Annotated in this window: 15 protein-coding genes; 8 read left to right on the top strand and 7 right to left on the bottom strand. The window is 65.7% G+C overall.

Annotation, left to right across the window (positions count from 1 at the left end):
• Window positions 1–18: 18 nt before the first annotated feature.
• Window positions 19–399 carry a RidA family protein gene (locus tag U873_RS0124785; RefSeq protein ID WP_025130815.1) on the top strand — a complete coding sequence of 127 codons (381 nt, stop codon included), beginning with the start codon at window positions 19–21 and terminating at the stop codon, window positions 397–399.
• A gap of 55 nt (window positions 400–454) precedes the next feature.
• A complete protein-coding gene (locus U873_RS0124780; RefSeq protein WP_025130814.1) occupies window positions 455–1,195 on the top strand; it encodes a hypothetical protein in 741 nt (246 codons plus the stop codon).
• Between the two features lie 46 nt (window positions 1,196–1,241).
• Here U873_RS0124780 and U873_RS0124775 read toward each other — a convergent pair whose 3' ends face one another.
• A complete protein-coding gene (locus U873_RS0124775) occupies window positions 1,242–2,099 on the bottom strand; it encodes an NAD-dependent epimerase/dehydratase family protein (protein ID WP_025130813.1) in 858 nt (285 codons plus the stop codon).
• Between the two features lie 189 nt (window positions 2,100–2,288).
• On the opposite strand from U873_RS0124775, the gene exbB reads away from it, so the two are divergent.
• The 6 genes from exbB to U873_RS0124745 all read left to right on the top strand — a co-directional run bounded on the left by exbB (window position 2,289) and on the right by U873_RS0124745 (window position 9,114).
• Entirely contained in the window at window positions 2,289–3,296 is a 1,008-nt protein-coding gene (gene exbB, locus U873_RS0124770; protein ID WP_025130812.1) for a tonB-system energizer ExbB, read from the top strand.
• 6 nt (window positions 3,297–3,302) lie between these two features.
• On the top strand, window positions 3,303–3,731 hold the full coding sequence (gene exbD / locus U873_RS0124765) for a TonB system transport protein ExbD (RefSeq protein ID WP_025130811.1): 429 nt from the start codon (window positions 3,303–3,305) through the stop codon (window positions 3,729–3,731).
• Complete coding sequence (locus U873_RS0124760; RefSeq protein WP_025130810.1) at window positions 3,728–4,480, top strand: energy transducer TonB; 753 nt, start codon at window positions 3,728–3,730, stop codon at window positions 4,478–4,480. Before exbD ends, U873_RS0124760 begins: the two co-directional genes overlap by 4 nt.
• A 148-nt stretch (window positions 4,481–4,628) precedes the next feature.
• Window positions 4,629–5,549, top strand: a complete 921-nt coding sequence (locus U873_RS0124755; protein WP_025130809.1) for a hydrogen peroxide-inducible genes activator — start codon at window positions 4,629–4,631, stop codon at window positions 5,547–5,549.
• 9 nt (window positions 5,550–5,558) lie between these two features.
• Window positions 5,559–7,634: an ATP-dependent DNA helicase RecG gene (recG, locus tag U873_RS0124750; RefSeq protein WP_025130808.1), complete on the top strand. Its 2,076-nt coding sequence runs from the start codon at window positions 5,559–5,561 to the stop codon at window positions 7,632–7,634.
• A gap of 79 nt (window positions 7,635–7,713) precedes the next feature.
• The gene (locus U873_RS0124745; RefSeq protein ID WP_025130807.1) at window positions 7,714–9,114 is read left to right on the top strand and encodes an aminoacyl-tRNA deacylase and HDOD domain-containing protein; all 1,401 of its coding nucleotides are present in this window, start codon (window positions 7,714–7,716) and stop codon (window positions 9,112–9,114) included.
• Between the two features lie 173 nt (window positions 9,115–9,287).
• Here U873_RS0124745 and U873_RS0124740 read toward each other — a convergent pair whose 3' ends face one another.
• The 6 genes from U873_RS0124740 to U873_RS0124715 form a co-directional block, all read right to left on the bottom strand.
• A complete protein-coding gene (locus U873_RS0124740; protein WP_025130806.1) occupies window positions 9,288–9,671 on the bottom strand; it encodes a hypothetical protein in 384 nt (127 codons plus the stop codon).
• Between the two features lie 140 nt (window positions 9,672–9,811).
• Window positions 9,812–10,744, bottom strand: coding sequence for a type VI secretion system-associated lipoprotein TagQ (gene tagQ / locus U873_RS0124735; protein WP_025130805.1), 933 nt, complete (start codon window positions 10,742–10,744; stop codon window positions 9,812–9,814).
• An 83-nt stretch (window positions 10,745–10,827) separates the two neighbouring features.
• A complete protein-coding gene (locus U873_RS0124730; RefSeq protein WP_025130804.1) occupies window positions 10,828–12,540 on the bottom strand; it encodes an SUMF1/EgtB/PvdO family nonheme iron enzyme in 1,713 nt (570 codons plus the stop codon).
• Window positions 12,533–13,735 (bottom strand): ABC transporter permease, encoded by a 1,203-nt coding sequence (locus U873_RS0124725; RefSeq protein ID WP_025130803.1) that lies wholly within the window; start codon window positions 13,733–13,735, stop codon window positions 12,533–12,535. Before U873_RS0124725 ends, U873_RS0124730 begins: the two co-directional genes overlap by 8 nt.
• Window positions 13,735–14,451: an ABC transporter ATP-binding protein gene (locus U873_RS0124720; protein WP_025130802.1), complete on the bottom strand. Its 717-nt coding sequence runs from the start codon at window positions 14,449–14,451 to the stop codon at window positions 13,735–13,737. The genes U873_RS0124725 and U873_RS0124720 overlap by 1 nt, the downstream gene beginning before the upstream one ends.
• Window positions 14,451–17,531, bottom strand: a complete 3,081-nt coding sequence (locus tag U873_RS0124715; protein ID WP_025130801.1) for a serine/threonine-protein kinase — start codon at window positions 17,529–17,531, stop codon at window positions 14,451–14,453. The genes U873_RS0124720 and U873_RS0124715 overlap by 1 nt, the downstream gene beginning before the upstream one ends.
• Between the last annotated feature and the right edge of the window lies 1 nt (window position 17,532).

The raw sequence follows: 17,532 nt of genomic DNA, 5'->3' as shown, positions 1-17,532 counted from the left end.
CATTACAAGGAGTCATTCATGACCAAGACTGTTATCACCAGCGACAAGGCCCCAGCCGCCATCGGTACCTACTCCCAGGCGATCAAGGCCGGCAACACTGTCTACATGTCGGGCCAGATCCCTCTCGATCCAAAGACCATGGAACTGGTGGAAGGCTTCGAAGCCCAGACCGTCCAGGTGTTCGAGAACCTCAAGTCGGTGGCCGAAGCCGCTGGCGGTTCGTTCAAGGACATCGTCAAGCTGAACATCTTCCTCACCGACCTGAGCCACTTCGCCAAGGTCAACGAGATCATGGGCAAGTACTTCGAACAGCCCTACCCAGCCCGCGCCGCCATTGGCGTGGCCGCCCTGCCAAAGGGCTCGCAGGTTGAAATGGATGCCATTCTGGTCATCGAGTAACACCCGCGGCGCAGCTCTTCAGGCTGCGCCGTTTTCGTTCTGAAAGGATTTCGTCATGCGCAAAGCGCTAGCTGTTTCGCTGCTCGCCGTATTGCTCGGCGGTTGTGCCAGCGACCCCGCCAAAAACGATGTTGGCGGCATCTGGATCAATCAGGTAGCGATCGACGCAGCCTCCAAAGGTGGCCCTTTGCGTGAAGCCCTCCAGGCTTACGGCCCGAACCTGGAGTGGGAACTCAACACCAAGGCTGGCCAGGCCCGCTACACCAATGGCTTCGAAACCGTCGAAGGCAAGATCATCGGCGACGGCGCAAGCCCGGCCAAGGTCGAGTTCTATGGCAGCGCCGCCACTGAACTCAAGCGCAACGGCAAGCAACTGCTGCAAGTGGCCAACGACAACGAACCCGAACAGGTCTTTGACCGGCCCAAGGAGCCCGCTCCCGAAGGTGCGCCACTGGGTGCCAACTTCGAGCGCGCCTTGTACTCGGCCTACCTGGGGGGCAAGTGGAAGATCGTCAACGGCCCAGGCCTTGGCAACGAAGTGCAGTTCCAGGCAAACGGTGCGGTCCAGGGCCTGCCCGGGGCTGATCGCTACGCCTTGTGCCTGGCTGGCGACTGCGCCTCCATGAGCGGCGGCAACGACAGCATCTGGCTGCAGCTCAATGGCCAGGGCAACTCATGGATCTTTGTGCGCAAGGATCAACAGCTGGAAATTTTCCAGGCAGTGAATACCGCCCTGGCCGACGAAGTACCTTCGTTGACCCCGGGCAGCCAGCAGTGGTTGCTGGAAAAGCGGTAAGCCTCCCGCAGCTACCGCATGCGGCAGCTGCGAACGGGCCGGCGAGTCAGCCCTGCCCTTCGAGAATCGCCGCATAACCCTCGCGATAACTCAGGTAGCGCGGCACCCAACCCAGTGCTCGCGCCCTGGCATTGCTGCAACGCTTGCTGCCCGTGCGACGAACGCTGGCATCTGCCGCCCACTCGGTCACCCCCAGGTATTCACGCAACCAGCCGACCACCTCGGCCAACGGCGCAGGCGAATCGTCGACGCCTATGTAGCAGTCATCCAATGCCGCACCACGCTGGTCGGCCTTGAGCAGAAACGCCAGCAGGCCTGCTGCATCGTCAGCGTGAATCCGGTTGCCGTACAGCGGCGGATCGGTCTCCACCCGATAGCCTCGCCGCACCTGAGTCAGTAGCCACTCACGGCCCGGACCGTAGATACCGGTAAGACGCACCCGGCTGGCGGGAATCCCGCTGTCCAGGGCCAACTGCTCCGCTTCCAGCATGACGCGACCTGAGTAGGCTTCCGCCTCGGCGGGAGAAGCCTCGTCGACCCACTCACCGTCCTTCTGCTCGTAGACGCTGCTGCTGGATACGAACAGCAGGCGCTTGGGCCGCTGTCCACGCTCCCTGAGCCAGCCCAGAACATGCTGCAAGCCCTCGACATAGGCGGCGCGATAACCGGCCTCGTCATGCTCGGTGGCCGCAGCGCAGTACACCAGATAGTCCGGGGCAGCATCGGGCCAGTCCGCCGGGCATTGCTTGCTGAACAGGTCACCCGCCACGGCCTTGACCCCCTGGGGCAGGCGCGCCACGTTGCGGCGCAAGCCATGAACCTGCCATTGCTCGGCCAGCAACTGAGTCGCCAGGCGACTCCCGACATCACCGCAGCCGGCGATCAAAACAGAGGGGGAGGACATCAGAAAACTCCTTTCATAAAGGCCAAGACTAGCCTCGGCGATGGACGAACGGCTAGCAATCGAGGAAAAAAAGATACTCTATTACTTCTGTTAACAAGAATTACTTGCAATAATGATCGCCCATTTTGTTCTCGGCCCTGCGAGGCCTAGAAGGACATCCAACCCTTTTCTCCTCTCAGGTCCGGCAGCATGACAAGCAATCAACTCTCCGCCTCGCCAACCACACGCCCAAGCCCGCTGCGCGCCATGAGCGCGGTTGCAGCGCTGCTGTGCAGCCTGCTGCTGGCACCGACCGCAGCCTTCGCCGATCAGCACGCCCCGGTCAGCGCACCTGCCGCACCTGCTGCCACGGCCCCCACCGCCGAACACCCGGCCACCGATCCTGCCGCTCCGGTGGTGACTCCGGTCGCCGGCGAGCCGACCCAGGCCGAAGGTCTGCCGGTAGCAGGCGAAGATGCTCCCGAGGTTCTCGAGGCCGACAACACCCTGGGCATGGCCCACGACCTGTCGCCCTGGGGCATGTACCAGAATGCCGACATCATCGTGAAACTGGTGATGATCGGCCTGGCCATTGCCTCGATCATCACCTGGACCATCTGGATCGCCAAAGGCTTCGAGCTGATGGGCGCCAAGCGTCGTCTGCGCAGCGAAATCGCCGCACTGAAAAAAGCCACCACCCTCAAGGAAGCCAGCGCCACTGCAACCAAGGAAGGCACCCTCGCCAATCTGCTGGTGCACGACGCCCTGGAAGAAATGCGCCTTTCGGCCAACAGCCGTGAGAAAGAAGGCATCAAGGAGCGCGTCAGCTTCCGCCTCGAACGCCTGGTAGCCGCCTGCGGCCGCAACATGAGCAGCGGCACCGGCGTGCTGGCCACCATCGGTTCCACTGCGCCGTTCGTCGGCCTGTTCGGCACCGTGTGGGGCATCATGAACAGCTTCATCGGCATCGCCAAGACCCAGACCACCAACCTCGCCGTGGTTGCCCCAGGCATCGCCGAAGCGCTGCTGGCCACCGCCCTGGGCCTGGTTGCCGCGATTCCGGCCGTAGTGATCTACAACGTCTTCGCCCGCTCCATCACCGGCTACAAGGCCCAGGTCACCGACGCCTCGGCCGAAGTCCTGCTGCTGGTCAGCCGTGACCTGGACCACCAGCCGCAAGAGCGCTCCGCACAACCGCACATGGTGAAAGTGGGGTAATCAGCCATGGGCTTGCATTTGAAAGAAGGCGCAGGCGACGACCTGGCCGAAAACCACGAGATCAACGTCACACCGTTCATCGACGTGATGCTGGTGCTGCTGATCATCTTCATGGTGGCTGCCCCCCTGGCCACCGTGGACATCAAGGTCGACCTGCCCGCCTCCAGCGCCAAGCCGGCGCCACGGCCAGAGAAGCCGGTGTTCCTCAGCGTCAAGGCCGATCAACGCCTGTTCCTGGGCGAAGATGAAGTCAAGGCCGAGACCCTGGGCGCCATTCTCGACGCCCGGACCGAGGGCAAGAAAGACACGACAATCTTCTTCCAGGCCGACAAGGGCGTGGACTACGGCGACCTGATGAGCGTCATGGACACCCTGCGGGCCGCCGGATACCTGAAAGTCGGCCTGGTCGGACTTGAGACGGCAGCCAAGAAATGATCACGACGCGCCAAAGACTGACGCGTTACAGCGGTAGCCTGGCGGTGGTGCTGGGCGTCCATGCGGTGGCGATCCTGCTCGCCCTCAACTGGTCCAAGCCACAGCCGATACCCGTTCCACCACAAGCCATGGTGGTCGAGTTGGCGCCTGCCCCTGTGCCGCCTCCACCGGCACCACCGAAAGTGGTGACCCCGCCGCAACCGCCCGCGCCGGTGGAGGAGCTGCCGCTGCCCAAGCTGGCCGAAGCCCCGAAACCGACTATTTCGGTACCCAAGCCGGTCAAGCAGAAACCCAAGCCCCAACCGCCCAAGCCGGTGGAGAAAATCGAGCCGCCCAAGGAAAAGCCTTCCGAGGAAAAGCCCAGCGACGCCCCGGTAACGCCTTCGCCGTCCAAGCAGCCTGCACCTGCAACCCCTGGCCCCTCCCCGGCCCAGGCAGCAGCCAAGGCCAACTGGCAGGGCGAACTGCAAGCTCACCTGGCGAAGTACAAGCGCTATCCGGGCGAGGCCCAGCGCCGTGGCAAGGAAGGCACCAACTCGCTGCGCTTCGTGGTGGATGCCGAAGGCAAGGTACTGTCCTATGAGCTGGTCAACCGCTCGGGCAACGCCGATCTGGACCGGGCCACCCTGGAAATGATCCGCCGCGCCCAGCCGCTGCCCAAACCACCCGCCGACATGCTCAACAATGGCAGCGTGGAGATCACCGCCTCGTACAACTACGAGATCGACAGGAGTCGCGGCCGCCGCTGACCACCGCAAGGGCACCTTCCAAGGTGCCCTTTGCACATCGGGAGACCGGCCGAGACATTGACGGGTTCCGCGCTCCACCCTCAGTCTGATAACGTGCGTCTATCGATTGCAGTCGGTATGCTTGGCCGCAACCTCATGGATGCCCGCTATGACCCTTACAGAATTGCGCTACATCGTTACCCTCGCCCAGGAGCAGCACTTCGGCCACGCGGCCGAGCGTTGCCATGTCAGCCAACCCACCCTGTCGGTCGGCGTGAAAAAGCTAGAAGACGAACTCGGTGTGCTGATTTTCGAGCGCAGCAAGAGCGCGGTGCGCCTGACACCGGTGGGTGAAACCATCGTCGCCCAGGCGCAGAAGGTCCTGGAACAGGCCCAGGGCATCCGTGAACTGGCCCAGGCCGGCAAGAACCAGCTGACCGCGCCCCTCAAGGTCGGAGCTATCTATACGGTCGGCCCCTACCTGTTTCCACACCTGATTCCCCAACTGCACCGGGTCGCCCCGCAGATGCCGTTGTACATCGAGGAAAACTTCACCCACGTGCTGCGGGACAAGCTGCGCAACGGCGAACTGGACGCGATCATCATCGCCCTGCCGTTCAATGAGTCCGATGTCCTCACCCTGCCGCTGTACGACGAGCCGTTCTACGTGCTGATGCCCAGCGGCCACTCCTGGACCAAGAAGGAAACCATCGACGCCAACCTGCTCAATGACAAGAGCCTGTTGCTGCTGGGCGAAGGCCATTGCTTCCGTGACCAGGTCCTGGAGGCCTGCCCGACCCTGACCAAGGGCAATGACGGCGCCAAGCACACCACCGTGGAATCCAGCTCCCTGGAAACCATCCGCCACATGGTCGCTTCCGGCCTGGGCATCTCGATCCTGCCGCTGTCGGCAGTGGACAGCCATCACTACGCTCCCGGGGTGATCGAGGTCCGTCCACTGACCCCTCCGGTGCCTTTTCGCACCGTGGCCATCGCCTGGCGTGCAAGCTTCCCGCGGCCCAAGGCCATCGAGATTCTCGCCGACTCGATCCGCCTGTGCTCGGTGGCCAAGCCGCCCGCCGCGACTTAAGCGGTCGCGATGACTGAGCTGTCGAAAGTGCCGGTCACGGCACTCAAGGGCGTTGGCGAAGCCATGGCCGAGAAACTGGCCAAGGTCGGCCTGGAAAACCTCCAGGACGTGCTGTTTCACCTGCCCCTGCGTTATCAGGATCGTACCCGCGTGGTGCCGATCGGTGCCTTGCGCCCCGGCCAGGACGCGGTCGTCGAAGGCACCGTCAGCGGCGCCGATGTGGTCATGGGCAAGCGCCGCAGCTTGCTGGTGCGCCTGCAGGATGGCACCGGTGGCCTGAGCCTGCGCTTCTACCATTTCAGCAATGCACAGAAAGACGGCCTGAAACGCGGCACCCGGGTGCGCTGCTACGGTGAAGCGCGCCCCGGCGCCTCGGGCCTGGAGATCTACCACCCGGAATACCGGGCCATCAGTGGCGATGAACCGCCGCCCGTGGACCAGACCCTGACACCGATCTACCCCCTTACCGAAGGCCTGACCCAGCAGCGCCTGCGCATGCTCTGCCAGCAGAGCCTGGCACTGCTTGGCCCTCGCAGCCTGCCCGACTGGCTGCCCCAGGAACTGGCCCGGGACTACCAACTGGCACCCCTGGACGACGCGATCCGCTACCTGCATCACCCGCCTGCGGACGCCGATGTCGACGAGCTGGCCCTGGGTCACCACTGGGCGCAGCACCGCCTGGCCTTCGAAGAGCTGCTGACTCACCAGTTGTCCCAGCAACGCCTGCGGGACAGCCTGCGCTCGCAACGCGCCCCGGTGCTGCCGGTGGCCAAGAAGCTGCCGGCCCAATACCTGAAGAACCTGGGCTTTGCCCCCACCGGCGCACAACAGCGGGTCGGCAACGAGATCGCCTACGACCTGAGCCAGCCGGAGCCGATGCTGCGGCTGATTCAGGGCGACGTCGGTGCCGGCAAGACCGTGGTCGCCGCCCTGGCGGCCCTGCAAGGGCTGGAGGCTGGCTATCAGGTGGCCTTGATGGCACCCACCGAGATCCTCGCCGAACAGCACTTCATCACCTTCAAGCGCTGGCTCGAGCCCCTGGGCCTGGAAGTCGCGTGGCTGGCCGGCAAGCTCAAGGGCAAGAACCGGGCCGCGGCGCTGGAGCAGATCGCCGCCGGCGCGCCGATGGTGGTCGGCACCCATGCGCTGTTCCAGGACGAAGTACGCTTCAAGAACCTGGCCCTGGTGATCATCGACGAACAGCACCGCTTCGGTGTCCAGCAGCGCCTGGCCCTGCGTCAGAAAGGCGTGGGCGGCCGCTTGTGCCCGCACCAGCTGATCATGACCGCGACCCCGATCCCGCGGACCCTGGCCATGAGCGCCTATGCCGACCTGGACACCTCGATCCTCGACGAACTGCCCCCCGGGCGCACGCCGGTGAACACCGTCCTGGTGACCGACAGCCGCCGCATCGAGGTGATCGAGCGGGTGCGCGCCGCCTGCGCCGAAGGGCGCCAGGCCTATTGGGTCTGCACCCTGATCGAAGAATCCGAAGAGCTCACGTGCCAGGCCGCCGAGACCACCTTCGAAGACCTCTCCAGCGCCCTGGGCGAACTGCGGGTGGGGCTGATCCACGGCCGTATGAAACCTGCGGAGAAAGCCGCGGTGATGGCCGAGTTCAAGGCCGGCAACCTGCAACTGCTGGTGGCCACCACGGTGATCGAGGTGGGGGTCGACGTGCCCAACGCCAGCCTGATGATCATCGAGAACCCGGAGCGCCTGGGCCTGGCGCAACTGCATCAGCTGCGCGGGCGGGTCGGACGCGGCAGCGCGGCCAGCCACTGCGTGCTGCTCTATCACCCGCCGCTGTCACAAATCGGCCGTCAACGCCTGGGCATCATGCGCGAAACCAATGACGGCTTCGTCATTGCCGAGAAGGACCTGGAGCTGCGTGGCCCCGGTGAAATGCTGGGCACCCGCCAGACCGGCCTGCTGCAGTTCAAGGTTGCCGACCTGATGCGCGACGCTGACCTGCTGCCCGCCGTGCGCGACGCCGCCCAGGTACTGCTGGAGCGCTGGCCGGACCATGTCAGCCCGCTGCTGGAACGCTGGCTGCGCCATGGCCAGCAATACGGCCAAGTGTGAACCAAGCCTCAGTTAATGGACCAATGGCATAACCAAGCTGGTTATACTCGTCAAATTGTAGAAAAGCGGATACCAGACCATGACAGAAGTTGCCCTCGCCACTGCAACCCCACACGCTCCGTCTGTTATCCGGTTGCTGCTCGGCAAACTGGCCATCAGCTACAACGAGGTGATCGACCAGCCAGGCCTTCCGGCGGCCCGTCGGGTCCAGGCGGTCTTGCTGGACGACGCCGTCGGCGCGCTGATGGTGCTGTTCCCGCAGAGCCAGTTGCTGGACCTCAATCGCCTTGCCGAGCTCACCGGCCGACGCCTGACGGCGGTGTCCACCGAGCGCCTGGAGCGCATGCTCGGCAAGCACAGCCTGAGCCTGCTGCCCGGCCTGCCGGCACTGACCAGCTCCCCCTGCCTGTATGAAGAAAGCCTGCTGCGCGAACCCAGCCTGCTGATCAATTCCGGCGAGCCAGGCGTGCTCCTGGAGATCACCCGCGAGGCCTTCAAGAGCATGCTCAGCAAGGCCAGCGCCGGCCACTTCGGCGAGCCGGTGACCAGCATCCGCCCCAACCTCGACCGCCCGGACGACGACCGCGAAGAGATCACCCAGGCGATGCAGGCCTTCACCGCGCGCCGCATCCAGCAGCGCCTGGAAGCCACCATCGAGATCCCGCCCCTGGCGGAAACCGCACAGAAGATCATCAAGCTGCGGGTCGACCCCAACGCCACCATCGACGACATCACCGGCGTGGTGGAGACCGACCCGGCCCTGGCCGCGCAAGTGGTCAGCTGGGCGGCGTCGCCGTACTACGCATCCCCGGGCAAGATCCGCTCGGTGGAGGACGCCATCGTCCGCGTGCTGGGTTTCGACCTGGTGATCAACCTGGCCCTGGGCCTGGCCCTGGGCAAGACCCTGAGCCTGCCCAAGGACCAGCCGCAACACGCCACGCCCTACTGGCAGCAGTCGATCTACACCGCCGCGGTGATCGAAGGCCTGACCCGCGCCATGCCCCGGGCCCAGCGTCCGGAAGCCGGGCTGACCTACCTCGCCGGCTTGCTGCACAACTTCGGCTACCTGCTGCTGGCCCACGTGTTCCCGCCGCACTTCTCGCTGATCTGCCGGCACCTGGAGGTCAACCCGCACCTGTGCCACAGCTATGTCGAGCAGCACCTGCTGGGCATCAGCCGCGAGCAGATCGGCTCCTGGCTGATGCGCTACTGGGACATGCCGGAGGAGCTCTCCACCGCCCTGCGCTTCCAGCACGACCCAAGCTACGACGGCGCCTACGCCGAATACCCGAACCTGGTGTGCCTGGCGGTGCGCCTGCTGCGCAGCCGGGGCATCGGCTCCGGCCCCCACGAAGAAATTCCCGACGCCCTGCTTGAACGCCTGGGGCTGAGCCGCGACAAGGCCGATGACGTGGTGAGCAAGGTGCTGGAAGCCGAAGTACTGCTGCGGGAACTGGCTTCGCAATTCAGCCAGGCCTGAAACACTGCGCCGCCTCGATAACGGGCGGCGCCAACGGTGTTATGAGTGCTGCCGCAGGCCGTGACCGGCCTGGCTCGGCAGGCGCCACTCTCGAAAGCCTCGCAAGCCCCCCTGCCCCCGTCCCGCTCGAATCTGTTCGCAGCCTGCGACAACCACTGCAAAGCCTTCGGGACTCAAGCCTTGGGCTTGGCCTTCTTCGGCTTCAGGTATTTGGTCAGGCCCTGGAACCAGATCACCAGCGCCGGGTTGCCCTTGATCTGGATCGACTTGTCCTGGATGCCAGTCATGAATGCCAGCTGCTTGTTCTTCGCCTGCAGGGTCTCGAAGCCGTAGGCGGCATCCTTGAAGGCAATGGCGAACGCAGGCTCGGGGTAGAAACCCGAACGACTGGTAACGCGCTGATCCTTGACGAAGAAGTGACGAGCAACCTTGCCGTCGAGCGTCTGCAGCTGGAACACCAGCTCCTTGTCACCCAACTGTTGCTGAAAGGCAGGATTGTTGCGGCTGGCTTTGCCCATCAACAGGCCAAGCACCCAGAGAAGAAAACGGAATTTCATGCGCGGCGCCTCAGTGGAATTATTGGATGGCCGGCGCAGTTTAACCTGTAACGCGAAGAGCGCCAGCCGATCTGTTCGATGGCTCGAAGATCGACTGGCGTTCAACGCTTATCGCGACATCTTGTCAGACAATCGCTGACTCAGACGTTAGGGCAAGGTACCGGCGCCCAGTCACCCAGGTCCGGGTTCTTGCACATGCTGTTGACCTGAGTCTGGCCGCTGGTCGCAACCTGGTTGCTCTCGGCCTGCTTGGTCTTGGCCTGCTGCATCGACTTCTCGGTGCTCACCGCTTCCGCTGGCACGGCAGGCAGCTTGGGTTGCTTCGGCGGCTGCTTGCCCTTCTGCTTGCCGCTGCCGGTGGTTACCCGAGTGGTGTCGGCGGTGGCCACTTTCACCACGTCGGTGCGCTGTACGCCCACTTGCTGCAGGTCCTGCTCGTAGGCCTGGTTGTACTTGCTCAGGTCTTCGCTGGCACGCCCATTGACCGCGGTGATCAGGTCGTTGGACTCTTTCAGGCCGCTGACGATTTCCGCCAGGCGCTTGCGCCCTTCCACGTCGTTGATGCTGTTGGCCTTGCGCGCACTGATCAGGCTGTCGAAGGCGCGCTGGTAGCAGGTCTGCGAGGCACGGGCGTAGGCCGTGCTGCGATCGATGTCGGCCGCGCTCTTGTTGACGTCGGTGGCATAGGAAGCGATGCGCTGATTGTCGTCGGCAATCTGCTTCTGACGCTCGGTGTAGTAACCGGCAGCGCCGCCGGCCAGGGCACCACCCGCGGCACCGATGGCCGCGTTGCGCCCACGGTTGTCGCCGCTGCCGGTCAGGGCACCGAGCAAGGCACCGCCGGCGGCGCCCAGGGCCGCACCGGTGACCACCGACTTGGTCATGTCCGAGTCAGTGGCGCGCAGGTGCTGCACCGGCTCGTAGCAGCTCGGGTAGTACTCGACCTTGGTGGTGGAGGCGACCTTGGACACCGGAGAGGTCGCGCAACCGGTCAATACGGTGCTGAACCCGGCGGCAACCAACAGCAGGTGACGCTTGGACGTTGAAGCAAATGGCTTGCGGGAAAATAGCATGTTGGTGATCTCGATTAAGTTTGACCCACTCGGTACGACACCACGTCGTCCGAGATCCTCCAGGCTCGACAGACAGCGGCCGGTCATGACTTCTGACCGGTCGAGGCGAGCAGTTCCTTCAAAATCGTCGCCGGGTCGGCTCGCCGTTGCTGGCGATAGTTCCCGACATGGCGAACGAATAACGTAGCGCGCGTCACCAGGCTCTTGCCGAGCACCGGCTTGCGATTGAGTTCTTCCTTGATCCGTTGAAATTGCGCCTGGATCACCGCGTCGGTGTAACGGGTGCCCGTGGCCAGGTTGTCGATGTAGATCGCCACCGCCCCATCCAGCGCGCTGCGGCCGTTGTCGATGGCTTCGGCGAACAGCTTGGCGCTGGGCTCGTCCTTGGCATCGATGGCCTGCTGCTGGCTCTTCTTCAGGTTGGTCAGGCGGATGTTGTAGTTATTGATGGTTTCGGCCACCAGGGCCGAGGACTGGATCAGGTTGCCGGCCGCCTCCTCACGCTGCTGGGCGATCAGCGAAACGTTGCGCTTGAGCTCTTCGTTGACCAGCCCCAGCTCGGCCTGCAGGCGCGGGTCGACGCTGGCGGCAATGATGGCGTCCAGGCGCTTGGTGGGGTCCTGGGCGTCGTCGATGGCGTCGGTCAGGGAGGCCAGGCGGCCCTCCTTCTGCCACTGGGCGAACAGCTCCTTGTAGCGCGAACGGGGTGCCGACAGCGCGCCGATGGCCACCCGGAAACCGGTGGTTTCGTTGCTCTGCTCGGTGCCGTCGGCGCCGAACAGCGGGTACTCGCGGCGCATCCCGGTAAACAGCGTGCCCTCGCCTTCCAGATAGTTGCCGCCCTTTACCACGAAGCCGCCGTAGGTGCCCTGGCGGCGCCCGGCGCGCACCAGCTGGAAGGATTCCTGGACCATCTCGGCGGCGTTGCCGATCACGTCGAACAGGCCGATGGGGTTGGGCAGCTTGGTGCCGATGGGCATCAGCCGCGCCGCCTGGCCGGTGCCACCGGCCACCTGGTTGAACACCGCCCAGTCCGCCAGCGGGCCATCCTCTTCACCGCCGTCCACCCGGCGCGGGAACAGCCGGCCTTCCAGCTCCTGGCGACTCACCGCCTGGCCGCCACGGGCGGCATATTCCCACTCCACCTCGGTGGGCAGGCGCACGAAGCCCAGGCCGCCGTCTTCCGAAGAGCTGCCACGGCCGCTGACCGGCAACAGGTCGCGGTGGTTCTTCATCAGCCAGGCGCTGTACACCGCAGCGAAGCGCTCGGCCTCGAAGCGCGACAGCTTGACCTTGGGCAGGCGCCCCTGCAGGCCGTCCGGCGCCTCGCAGGCCGGGGCCGGCTCGCCACTGGCCAGGGACTGGGCCTGGGCCATGACCTGGGCGTACTGGCGGGCAGTGACTTCGTACTTGCCGATGAAATACAGCATTGGCTTGAGGGGCACCCCGGCGCCGCTTTTCGGCAGCGCCGGGCCAATGGTCTTGCCCCAGGCGCTGGGCAGGTCCTTGAGGGTGAACTGGCCGTTGATGTAGTCCCGGCGGTAACCGGAAATGAACGACTGCTGGTAACCGCTCTCGCCTTCGCTGAAGGGGTAGCCGAGGTTCACCTCGCGATCGTCCAGGGTGCCCTGGGCCAGTACGTACACGTAGCGGAACACCATCTCGCCTTCGCAGGGCAACGGCAGGCTGACGTCATCCGGCAAGGGCTTGGGGTTGTCCATCTTGTTCGTCGGTTCTTCGGCCCACACCGCCCCGGCCAGAGTCAGGGCCAGCACGCTGCTGATCAACTTATACATCGCGAATTCCTTCACAGGCTTCTATGCGCGACACCCGCCAGCCGCCCAGCGCGGCGGCCACGGTGCTGACGCCCAGCGTCGCCAACAGGGCCAGCCCGTAATGGGCCGGCAGCAGGTGGCTGGCGTATTCGCCGGGCACCTGCATGAACAAATGGTTCAGCCCGGCCTGGGCCAGGCCATAGAGCGCGCCGCTCAGCAGCGCGGCGAAGCCGGCGCTGTACAGCGCCTGGGCCACCACGAACAGCAGCAGCGCCCCGGTGGAGAACCCCAGCAGGCGCAGCACCGACAGCTCCCGACGCTTGCGCTCCACCGCCGCCAGGGCCCCGGCGAAGATCGCCGCGAAGGCCCCCGCCAGGGCCAGCCCGGCGATCACCCAGAAGACGATGGCCAGGTTGCGGCTCAGGGACTGCACCTGGGCGATGGTCTGGGCCTGGGTCGACACCAGCAGCCCGCGCTCGGCGAAATACCGGCGCAACGGCTCGACGTCGCCCAGGTCCCGGGCATACAGGCGAAACGCCGGGTAGACCCGTTGCCCGCTCGCAGCCTGGGCCTCGCCAAGCCAGCCCAGGGCCAACACCGCGCGCCCGTCGCGGTAATCCTCGGCGGCCTCCAGCAGCGCCAGCGGGGCGAACAGCGCATCACGGGCAAAGGCCTCCAGGGGCAGGATGCCTTCCACCTGGACCCGGGTCCGCTGCACCTCACTGCGTCCCGCTACTTGCCGGCCAAAAGTGGCCTGCAACCAGTCTCCCGGCTGCACCCCGAGTTTCTCCGCGGCGGTACGGCTGAGCAGCACGCCGCTCAGGGCCCGGGGCGCGGGCAGGCGCCCGAGCAAAGGGTCGCCGGCGGCGGTGGGCAACATTTCCACGGTCAGGCCGATATCCCCCGTGCCCCGGGACAGATCCGCCGTGGCGGCGATCTGTCGGGTCCTGGGCAAGGCAAAGGCCACCTCCGGCCGCCGCCCCAGTTCGGCAATGAAGTCGGCACTGAAACGCCCGCCCCCCAGGGGGATGATCTCGCGCACCGCCGGGTCCTTCTCCAGGCGTTCGGTGAGGCTGCTGACCAAACCGAACTTGAGCCCGAACAGCACCAGCAACGGAGCGATCACCGCCACCAGGGCCAGCACCGAGCAGGCCGACAGCCAGCTGTCGGCCCGATAGTCCTGCCAGGCCAGTGCCGCGGTCAGGGACGCACGCATCAGCAGGCCTCCCCCAGGGTTGCGGTGACCCCGCCATCGGCATCGCGCTGGCAGGCGATACGCCGCACTTGCAAACCGTTGGCCCGGGCCAGGGGTTCATCGTGGGTGGCGATCACACTGCACACCCCCTGATCCCGCGACTGCTGTACCAGCAGTTGCATCACCCGCTGGGCGTTCAAGGGGTCCAGGGCTGCCGTCGGCTCATCCGCCAGCAATACCTGCGGACCGTGGGCCAGGGCCCGGGCGCAACTGACCCGCTGGCGCTGGCCCACCGACAAGGCGGCGGGCTTCTTGTGCAATTGATCAACGATCTCCAGGCGCTCGGCCAGGCGCCGGGGCACGCCCTCGTCGGCCAGCCCCAGCAACTGCCGAGGCAGGCTGATGTTGCCGCGCACATCGAGAAACCCCAGCAAGCCGCCGGTCTGCAGCACGTAGCCCAGGTGCCGGCTGCGCAATTGCGCCAGGGCACTGTGCCCCTGCGCCCGCCAGATCCCGGCAATGTCGATGGCCTCGCGCAGCGGGGCAAAGTCGAAGTGCCCGGCCGAATCGGGGGCCAGCACCAGCGCCAGCAGGTCGAGCAAGGTGCTCTTGCCGCAACCGCTGGGGCCGACCACCGCCAGTTGATCGCCGGCGCGCAACTGCAGCCGGGGGATCACCAGGCTGTAGCGCTGGTGCCCCTCGCCACGGCTTTTGCGCACGTCCGACAGGTCGAGCATCACGGCAGCGTCGACAACGGAACGCGGTACAGCGCGTCGCCCGGCTCGGCGTCGCCGAAGCGCACCCAGTTGGCCAGGTCGTTGTGGAAGGTTTCGTAGAGGCGGATCTTCGAATCCAGCTCGTCGATGAAATCTTCCTGTTCGGCCACGCTCAGGGACAGCCACAGGTCCTGGGTCATGTTCAGCGACTTGCTGCGGTACGGCAGGCCTTCCAGGTACTCCCCCAGCACCCCGCCGTCGGCCAGGTTGCCGCCCTTGCGCAGGGCGGAAGGGTCGCGGCTCATGTAGGCACTGGCGCTGGCAATTTCCTGGAAGAAGTCCTTGGGCGAGGTCTGAGTCTTGCGCGCGGCATCGACGATCAGTTTCAGCGACTGCTGCAAGTCGTTGAGCTGCAGCTTGGTGAGCATCACGCAGACCTGGAACGCCGGCAGCGCCGGATTGGTCAGGTCGCGGTCGGCGGTCCAAGCACTGACCAGCTGCGGCGCCTGGCTGGCCGACTTGTGCCCGAGAAAGTCCATGTGCATGGCATAGCCGATGGCCGCCGACTTCTGCGCCAGGCTTGGCGCTGCCGCCAGCACCGGCACCGCCTGGCTCTGGTTGCCGCGCACCTGGTGCACCAGGTCGGCGAACACCGTGCCGATCTCGTCGACCCGGGCGCCGAACTTGCCCACATCGCCACCGGGCACCGGAATGTACAGGTCGCCGATCTTCGGGTTGGCGTCGGCGGTCAGCACTCGGTACTGGGTTTCCGCCTGGGCGTGGTTCTTCTTGCCAGCGTCGGTGCGCAGGTGCAGGGCGTAGATCTTGATCTGCTTGCCCAGGGCTGCCTGGCGCACTTCCGCCTCGTTCATCTGGGTGCGGCTGTAGGGGTCGTTCTTGCGCAAGGCCCCGGCATCGCTGACCAGCAGGATCAGGCGGCCGCCGTAGCCCTTCCAGTCCATGCCTTCCACCGCCTGCATGATCCCGGCGAAGGCGTCTTCGTTGAACGAATGGCTGGACACGGTGGTGGCCTTGACCTGGCTCACCAGCTCCTGGAAACGCTGAGGGTCGCGGCCCTGATCCAGGGTCACCAGGGTCTTGGTCACGTACTCCAGGCCCGGGGTCTTGCTGGTGTTGTTGCGAAACCCCACCAGGCCGAAGCTGACGCTGTCCAGCTCGCCACGCTCGGCGATCTTGGCCTGCAACTCGCGCACTACGTCGCGTACCTGGTCGATGTACGGCTGCATCGACACCGAGGTGTCCACCACCAGAACCACGCCTGTGCGAAAGCCATCCCCAGCCTGGGGGGTAGTGGCCGGCAGGCTCTTGCCACTGCTGTCGCTGATGCTTTGCGGGGTGCTGCCCGGGTCGATGGAGGCGACATTCAGCAACTGCACCGGCTGGCCGTTCTCGTCGAAGCTCTCTTTGGAATCGAAGATCGGCAACAGGTAGAACTGGTCCTGGGGCACCGCGCTGGCATTGGGTTCCAGGGCCAGCACCTGCTGGTCGTCCTGAGGATTCTTCTGCGCCTTGAGCAACAGGTTCTTGGCCGCCGCCGGGTCCGCCAGCAGGCGTTCCAGTTCACTGGACTGGCGCACGAACATTACCGGCGCACGGCCGGAGCGCTCGGTGAACTTGAGCACCAGGCTCTGCTTCCAGTCACTGACCTGGTCCGCCGGCAGCCAGCCGGCGCTGCGCCCGTCACTGGCCGCGCCCAGGCGCAGCCAGGAGCGGCCGTCGACGTTCTTGCGCTGGTACACGTAGAGCACCGAGAACGCCGGCACTGCCTTGCCCGGTGTGGCCCCCGGCTCGCTGGAAAAGCTCGCCCCCGGCTTGCTCAGCACCCGCTGGAACAGGGTCTTCTTGCCTGGCATCAACAGCGGTCGCTGACCGCCGTCGACGTCGGCAGCCACCGGTTGATTCACCGCTGGCGCCACCACTGGCGGCGTGCTGTTGGACGCCACCGGCGGCTTGGGTTCAACCTCGGGGCTGTCGCCGGACAGCCACCAGTAACCAGCACCGGCAATGGCCAGGGCCACCGCCACGGCGACACCGGCCAGGGCCAGCACCGGGCCGCGACGCTGCCCGGAAGGCCCGGCAGAGGCAGGCGGCAGGTTGGAGGAACGTGGCGGTGGCGGTGGCGGCGGTGGAGGTGGCGACTGGCGATACTCCTGGGCCGACGCGGGCGGCGCCTGCCGGGGAATCTCGATGGAGATCGGGGTCAGCCCGGCCAGGTCATTGCCCAGGGGCAGTTCCTGGGGCGGCAGCGACAACGGTTGGATCAACGTCGCCTCGACCTCTTCGGCGGCAGCCGGCAGGTGGTCCAGGGCGGCGAGCAACGCGGCCGCGTCGGCGTAGCGTTCCGCCGGGTCCTTGGCCAGCAGCTTGCGCAGGATGTGCTGGTAGCGGCCATGGTGCAGCGGCAGCTCCGGCAGCGGCTCGGTGAGATGCGCCAGGGCCGTGGACAGGGCGTCCGTGCCGTTGTACGGCAGCTCGCCCACCAGGATTTCATACAGCACCACGCCCAGGGCGTAGAGGTCGGCACGACCGTCGATGTCCTGGCCCCGCGCCTGTTCCGGGCTCATGTAGCTGGGCGTACCGACGGCAAAGCCGGCCTGGGTGAACTGGGTACGGTCATCCAGGGACTTGGCGATGCCAAAGTCCGAGAGCACCGCCGTGCCGTCGGCGCGGAACAGAATGTTGGCCGGTTTCACGTCGCGGTGCACCAGCCCCTGGGCGTGGGCATAGCCCAGGGCCGAGGCGATCTGGCGGATGTAGGTCAGGCCCTGCTCCGGGGTCAGGCCGGCGGCGATGCGCTCTTTCAGCGTGCCGTTGGGCAGGTACTCCATGGCCATGTAGTACAGCTCGCCGACATTGCCGATGTCGTGGATGGTCACGGTGTGCGGGTGCGACAACCGCGCCAGGGTCTTGCCCTCACGCAGGAAGCGCTCGCAGAAACTCGGGTCGGCGGCCAGCGCCGCCGCCATTACCTTGAGCGCCACCTTGCGCTCCAGGGACCGCTGGGTCGCCAGGTACACCGAGGCCATGGCGCCTTCGCCGATCTCGCCTTCGATGTCGTAGCCGGGAATCAGAATGTCCATG

Source organism: Pseudomonas sp. PH1b (genome assembly GCF_000633395.1).
Classification (GTDB): domain Bacteria; phylum Pseudomonadota; class Gammaproteobacteria; order Pseudomonadales; family Pseudomonadaceae; genus Aquipseudomonas.
This window is presented reverse-complemented; position numbering and strand designations above follow the sequence as displayed.

Bases quoted from the DNA above. Each gene is read 5' to 3' on its own strand.
- U873_RS0124785 (WP_025130815.1), top strand. From the start codon at position 19: ATGACCAAGACTGTTATCACCAGCGACAAGGCCCCAGCCGCCATCGGT.
- U873_RS0124780 (WP_025130814.1), top strand. From the start codon at position 455: ATGCGCAAAGCGCTAGCTGTTTCGCTGCTCGCCGTATTGCTCGGCGGT.
- U873_RS0124775 (WP_025130813.1), bottom strand. From the start codon at position 2,099: ATGTCCTCCCCCTCTGTTTTGATCGCCGGCTGCGGTGATGTCGGGAGT.
- exbB (WP_025130812.1), top strand. From the start codon at position 2,289: ATGACAAGCAATCAACTCTCCGCCTCGCCAACCACACGCCCAAGCCCG.
- exbD (WP_025130811.1), top strand. From the start codon at position 3,303: ATGGGCTTGCATTTGAAAGAAGGCGCAGGCGACGACCTGGCCGAAAAC.
- U873_RS0124760 (WP_025130810.1), top strand. From the start codon at position 3,728: ATGATCACGACGCGCCAAAGACTGACGCGTTACAGCGGTAGCCTGGCG.
- U873_RS0124755 (WP_025130809.1), top strand. From the start codon at position 4,629: ATGACCCTTACAGAATTGCGCTACATCGTTACCCTCGCCCAGGAGCAG.
- recG (WP_025130808.1), top strand. From the start codon at position 5,559: ATGACTGAGCTGTCGAAAGTGCCGGTCACGGCACTCAAGGGCGTTGGC.
- U873_RS0124745 (WP_025130807.1), top strand. From the start codon at position 7,714: ATGACAGAAGTTGCCCTCGCCACTGCAACCCCACACGCTCCGTCTGTT.
- U873_RS0124740 (WP_025130806.1), bottom strand. From the start codon at position 9,671: ATGAAATTCCGTTTTCTTCTCTGGGTGCTTGGCCTGTTGATGGGCAAA.
- tagQ (WP_025130805.1), bottom strand. From the start codon at position 10,744: ATGCTATTTTCCCGCAAGCCATTTGCTTCAACGTCCAAGCGTCACCTG.
- U873_RS0124730 (WP_025130804.1), bottom strand. From the start codon at position 12,540: ATGTATAAGTTGATCAGCAGCGTGCTGGCCCTGACTCTGGCCGGGGCG.
- U873_RS0124725 (WP_025130803.1), bottom strand. From the start codon at position 13,735: ATGCGTGCGTCCCTGACCGCGGCACTGGCCTGGCAGGACTATCGGGCC.
- U873_RS0124720 (WP_025130802.1), bottom strand. From the start codon at position 14,451: ATGCTCGACCTGTCGGACGTGCGCAAAAGCCGTGGCGAGGGGCACCAG.
- U873_RS0124715 (WP_025130801.1), bottom strand. From the start codon at position 17,531: ATGGACATTCTGATTCCCGGCTACGACATCGAAGGCGAGATCGGCGAA.